6 protein-coding genes are annotated in these 5,697 nt (G+C 37.0%); 2 read left to right on the forward strand and 4 right to left on the reverse strand.

Going from position 1 to position 5,697, the window contains the following annotated elements:
* The 3 genes from QVB70_RS18495 to QVB70_RS17270 all read right to left on the reverse strand — a co-directional run.
* Positions 1-118: NAD-dependent epimerase/dehydratase family protein (locus tag QVB70_RS18495; RefSeq protein WP_342766586.1), on the reverse strand; the 118-nt coding region annotated here is incomplete at its 3' end.
* 9 nt (positions 119-127) lie between these two features.
* Positions 128-640 carry a dTDP-4-dehydrorhamnose 3,5-epimerase family protein gene (locus QVB70_RS17265; RefSeq protein ID WP_287588890.1) on the reverse strand — a complete coding sequence of 171 codons (513 nt, stop codon included), beginning with the start codon at positions 638-640 and terminating at the stop codon, positions 128-130.
* A gap of 46 nt (positions 641-686) precedes the next feature.
* Positions 687-1,733 carry a glucose-1-phosphate thymidylyltransferase gene (locus tag QVB70_RS17270; protein WP_287588892.1) on the reverse strand — a complete coding sequence of 349 codons (1,047 nt, stop codon included), beginning with the start codon at positions 1,731-1,733 and terminating at the stop codon, positions 687-689.
* A 610-nt stretch (positions 1,734-2,343) separates the two neighbouring features.
* Between QVB70_RS17270 and QVB70_RS17275 the strand changes: the two genes are divergently transcribed.
* Both QVB70_RS17275 and QVB70_RS17280 read left to right on the forward strand, forming a co-directional pair.
* Positions 2,344-3,240 carry a glycosyltransferase family 2 protein gene (locus tag QVB70_RS17275; RefSeq protein WP_287588894.1) on the forward strand — a complete coding sequence of 299 codons (897 nt, stop codon included), beginning with the start codon at positions 2,344-2,346 and terminating at the stop codon, positions 3,238-3,240.
* 4 nt (positions 3,241-3,244) lie between these two features.
* Complete coding sequence (locus tag QVB70_RS17280) at positions 3,245-4,501, forward strand: glycosyltransferase family 4 protein (protein ID WP_287588898.1); 1,257 nt, start codon at positions 3,245-3,247, stop codon at positions 4,499-4,501.
* Positions 4,502-4,504: 3 nt separating this feature from the next.
* On the opposite strand, the gene fen is transcribed toward QVB70_RS17280, so the two are convergent.
* A complete protein-coding gene (gene fen, locus QVB70_RS17285) occupies positions 4,505-5,533 on the reverse strand; it encodes a flap endonuclease-1 (RefSeq protein ID WP_287588903.1) in 1,029 nt (342 codons plus the stop codon).
* Positions 5,534-5,697: the final 164 nt, after the last annotated feature.

The raw sequence follows: 5,697 nt of genomic DNA on the forward strand, positions 1-5,697 counted from the left end.
ACGTCTCTCTCCCGAAAAAAAACCTGTCCAGGCACGTTACCTTATAGCCTTTTTCGAGTAAGAGTTTTACCAAAACTGACCCAATGTATCCTGCACCACCCGTTACAAGTACACTCATCTTTACACCTCACTTATGAGGAGGTTTATTCCAGTCATAGGATTCATTAGTTCTAGGATCTATTATGGTGTGATCGTTCCACGGTCGCCTTTCCTCATCAGGATCTTTATAGTCGTAAAGTCTGGTCGCAAAATAAACAGTTAAGGACGGTTCACTGCTCACTGTTTTGGTTCCATGCCAATAATGACCTGGTATCCTAACTATTTGCGGCTTTTTTTCGCTTGCTATCACTTCAATCAGTTTCCCTTTAGTAGGGGAATCTGCTCTATCATCATAAGCGCATATCTTCATGGCACCCTTTAAAACTAAAAAATAGTCCACTTGCCCACGGTGATGCCTGTGCCATGCTCTAATTACTCTAGAGTAACTGTAAGACACGTTTGCTTGAACTATCCATTTCTCCCCTAATAACTTTTCCCAATCTTTTCTGAGGGCTTCTGAAAAAAAACCTCGCTCATCTGGAATAATCCTCAAGTCATACGTTCTTACGCCTGGCAACTCACACTCTTTCACTTCAACCATTATTAACTCCTCTCAATATAAGTCCTACATGAAATAACTTACAGGGTTAGATTTCTATTTCGGAGTAGTCACCTATATGAAGTTTGAGAGTTTTATGTTTTTGGTTTTTAAAAACTTTCGCGTTTCTTCCGATTAGGCTTTCTTCCAATCTATCTATGCTGTCGACAACAGCGTTTTCTAGTATGACGCAGTATTCCACAGCGGAATTTATTATTCTTGAGTTGTTGCCTATGCTTGTATAGGGCCCTACAAAAGAGTTTTTGATGACGCAGTTTTTCCCTATTACGCAGGGACCCCGTATGGTGCTATTCGTTATTCTTGCGTCTTCTTCTAGTTTTACTCTACCGCTCACTTTGCTTTTTTGGTCTATAATCCCTTTAACCTCGGTTTTTGAGTACTCATCTAAAATTAATGTGTTTGCTGAAAGAATATCATCTTTCTTACCCGTGTCAAGCCACCATGAACTCAGGATCTCCGCTTTTACCCTGCACCCAATGTGTATCATCTCCTGTATTGTGTCCGTAATTTCAAGTTCTCCTCTCCAAGAAGGCTCTATACGTTCCACAGCTTCATGAACTCTAGAAGAAAAGATGTAGACACCAACCAAAGCTAAGTTGCTTATGAAGGTCTTAGGTTTTTCTACGAGTTTTAAAATCTCTCCCTTCCCATTTAATAGCGCGACCCCGAACTGTTTCGGATTCTCTACCTCTTTCAACAAGAGTAAAGCATCGAGTTCTTCTTCATTAAACTTCTTTATGAACTTCTCTAACCTTTCAGACAGCAAGTTGTCTCCAAGGTACATGACAAAATTGTCATCACCGAGAAACTCTTGAGCTGTCTTCACAGCGTGAGCTAAGCCTAGCGGTTCCTGTAATATATAAGTGATGTTAACATCCCATTTCGAGCCGTCTCCTACATAACTTCTAATATCTTCCCCTGTTTCCAGAGCTATAATTACCCCCATATCTTTTATTCCAGCCCTAGAAATATGATCTAAAACATAGCCTAATATCGGCTTATTGGCCACCGGTATCAACTGCTTAGCCGTCGTAAACGTTAAAGGCCTTAACCGCGTACCCTTACCTCCACTCAAAACAAGGCCCTTCATCATATTTTCTTCCTTTACGATTGTTACGGATTTGAAACTTTACTTGATAATATGTTTGTATCGAGGATGCATCTAAAAACTCATTCACATAATCCACTATTCGTCCTTTTAAGACTTCCTACGGATAAATAACAAAGAGTTCGTTTCAATTAGAATCTTTGAGATTTTAATTGCGTGGACAACCAATTGCTTCTCCTGATAACTAAATTCTATATATTGGCATTCTATTGTTTACTTTTCGAACAATCTATTACTTGCTCTTTATTTGCTCATTTTTTGCTAGAGTTGTTCAAGTATATACGAGGAGAATATTCAAGCATATCATCCTGATGTTGAAGAGAAAGTCGAAATAAGCGAAATACTTCGATTTCTCGCGGATATATATGTGCTTATACGAACTAATAATCATAAATCTTTTATCTGAGGGCGATTTTATACTCTACTAAAATATACTTTTTTATCTTTTAATATTAAAATGGTCTCTAAAGGTCTTTTTGGGAATCTTCCAAGATAATTTGCTAGATTATTTTAAAATATCAAATATTTAACTTCAGAACATAAAAATTGACATATAAGCACATAAGGGAGACTATTGATGGATAAAGACATGGCTTCTATCATAATTCTAACCAAAAATGGAGAGAAAACTATTGGAAAATGCCTTAAAGGAATTTTTTCTCAAAAGACTACAAGAAGTTTCGAGGTCATCGTTATCGATTCTGGTTCAACAGATAGGACACAACAAATTGTCAAAAATTATCCGGTCAAAGTTATAACAATCCCTCCTGAAAGGTTCTCGCATAGTAGAACGAGAAATTTTGGTGCATATTTAGCAAAAGGTAACTTTTTAGTATATATTACACAAGATGCGCAGCCCTCCAGTAGAAAATGGCTGGAAACACTCATAAAACATTTCCAAGATCCAGAGGTTATTGCTGTTTTTGGAAGGCAGATCCCCAGAAAAAATTGCCATCCATCCGAAAAACGGGCTCTTTTGAGGAGGTATCCAAAGAAATTTGCAGTATATAGAGAGAAAGATATCTGTCCTTTTTCAGATGTTAATTCCACGATCAGGAAGGACATCTGGGAAAAATATCCGTATAACGTCGAAGTTTCTATTGCAGAAGACTTAGAATGGGCGAATGCTACGCTAAGACATCTAACTGGAAAAATAATAATTTATGACCCAAAGGCGGCGGTATATCATTCTCATAACTATGAATTCAGAGAATTATTAGTCAAAATGTTAAGAGTAGGAGGGCATCAAAGACTAATTTTTCAAGTAAAACTTACTCCTAAGAAGTTTATCACATCTCTTTTAAGCGCCATAAAATTCTGGATGGTAGACGTTTTTGAGGATATTCTTTTTACAGTAGAGGAAAGGAACACCAAATGGCTTTTTGTAATACCTCTGTATTCCTTTATAAAGACATTTGGAAAACTACTTGGAATCTATTTAACGTCATTTACATCCCCAAAGTCATGGAGGTAGCATCTTGAAAGTCTTATTGCTGTGTGACAAATTTCCACCATACCAATCTGGAGGAGCGGAAATATATGTATACCGCATTGCACAAAAGTTAAAGGAATACGGAAACGATGTAAGTATTATCAGTGGAGGCGTTGTGAAAAAGCCTTGTTTTAGGACGATGGAGGAAAAGTTTGATGGCTTACAAGTTTTTAGATACAATTCCTGCTATCCAAATCTCCCACTTATTAATATGGTAAAGGAAATTGTAGATCCCGTTGCTATAAGGCATCTTAGAGCAATTCTAAAGAAAATTAACCCAGACATAGTTCATGCACACATTCTTCAAAAGGGATTATCTCTTTTTTCGTTAATAGCGGCTAAAAAATTAAATTTCCCCACACTTCTTACTGTTCACGACTACTGGTTAATTTGTCCAAAGTATTTCTTATTAGATCAAAAAAATCAGATTTGCACGAAGAAGATGTGTTTTAAGTGTCTTAGAGGAAAGTACATTCCTTTCCGAAACGAATTAATGAAATATATTTCAAAATATGTAGATGTATTCATAACACCAAGTCAAATAATGAAAGTATATCTTGTTCAGAATGGATTCCCAAAAAACAGAATACTGGCAATTCATAATGGCATAGAGTTTGACTTAGAGACTTCTGACAAGAATGCTCAGAAAAACTTTAGGAGAAAATATGGAATACAAGATGATGATAAGGTAATCTTATTTTTGGGACGCCATAAACCATATAAGGGACTAGACCGACTTATCCGTGCTGCCCCTTATTTAAAAATCGATAAATTTAAAATTTTAATCGTTGGGCACGAAGTCAAGGGTTACGATGATTTTATTCGTAATCTCGCTGAAATGTTAAATATTAAATCAAAGGTAATATTTACAGGGAATATTTCTCAAGAAGATGTATGGACTGCATATCAAATTTCTGATGTATGTGCAGCCCCATCACTTCACCCAGATAATTCTCCAGGAGTCGTTTACGAAGCCATGTGGGCAGGCGTGCCTGTCCTTGGAACGATTTTCGGAGGCACACCTGAATTAGTTCAAGATGGGAAAACGGGATTCTTGATTGATCCAAGAAATGTAAGAGAGATTAGAAATAAATTAGAAATACTATTGACAGATGAAGAACTGCATAAAAAGATGAGTATAAAGGCTAAAAAGGTAGTTAGACAGAAATTCAGCATGGAATTGCATATCCAAAAACTGCAGAACATATATCATCATCTAATAAGCGCTGCCAAAAATAGATAAAGGTTATACCCAATCGAAAAGAGTTTTCTGTTTTTTTTGAGCAGAAGATTTTTCAAGGCGTTCCAGACCCTTTTTCACTCTGTCTTGAGAGAAATCATGCTCTTCACAAAGAAATTCAAGTATTTTATCGTGGTTAGGGGACTCCCATTTAATAGAATATGTGTCCGTCACCTCTGGATCTAAGAAAATTGATCTTATCTGATCAATAGGCACTTCGACTAATACGTCTTTTACTTTCATTATGGATTCTAAATCTTCGTGTTCTTTTATTAACTTTAATGCCGTCTTAGGTCCAATCCCTTTTACTCCTTCGTTGAAATCAGTTCCTACAAGAATACCAATGTCAATTAGTTGCTCTCTCGTTATTTCAAGGTCTTTAAGCATTTCTTCAAGGTTAATGAGTTCTGGCTTTACTTCGATATATGTTGATTTTCTGGGCAATTTTCGACGTCCGGTGATTGTAAGATTGCGTATCAGCCTATCTGCACCGAACAATAGACAATCGTGATCCTGAGACCCTGCGCCCCAGCAATCGCCTTTTCTGACCATGTAAGATGCCTGGGCTTCTCCCTCACTAGGAGCTTGTATGTATGGCAGTCCTATATATGATAAGAGCATTTTACTATCGGAAATCATTTCTTCAGTAAATCGTGAAGATGCTTGGGCAAATTTTTTGGCTTCTACTAAATCTCCCCTATCAAGAGCATCGAGCCATTTTTCTGTGGCAGTTTCTCGAATTTGTTTTCTTTCTATAATTGTTTCATGTTTCAGTTCAGGAGGTTTACCATCAAATACATAGATTGGTCGGATGTTTTCTTCAAGTAAATTTATATTGCGATAAAAAAGCCCACTTAAGTGGGATGTAATTCGCTGTTGTCTGTCTAATAGAGGCTTACCGTCTGGCTGACGAATTATTGAAAGAAATTGATACAGTACATTCATTGCATCAATAGCAATGTCTTTTTTACTAAGATCATTTAAATTAAGAGTATGCGTGGTGCGCTCCAAAAGATCTTTTATTTTAACTCCCATTGATTTTAAACCCCCTCTGATTATTATGCTGAACAATCTTTAAAAACTTAAGCAGAACGTGATGTGAACTACCACCCTACAAGTAGGGTGGCTTCCTGAATCATCCATTCCCTAACGGGATATGTTAACCAGGCTCTACGGGCAGTTCCTGCCCTGATGATGAT

This window comes from Candidatus Borrarchaeum sp., from assembly GCF_019058535.1.
GTDB lineage: Archaea > Asgardarchaeota > Sifarchaeia > Borrarchaeales > Borrarchaeaceae > Borrarchaeum > Borrarchaeum weybense.

Coding starts and splice junctions, on each gene's coding strand:
- QVB70_RS17275 (WP_287588894.1), top strand. CDS start 2,344: ATGGATAAAGACATGGCTTCTATCATAATTCTAACCAAAAATGGAGAG.
- QVB70_RS17265 (WP_287588890.1), bottom strand. CDS start 640: ATGGTTGAAGTGAAAGAGTGTGAGTTGCCAGGCGTAAGAACGTATGAC.
- fen (WP_287588903.1), bottom strand. CDS start 5,533: ATGGGAGTTAAAATAAAAGATCTTTTGGAGCGCACCACGCATACTCTT.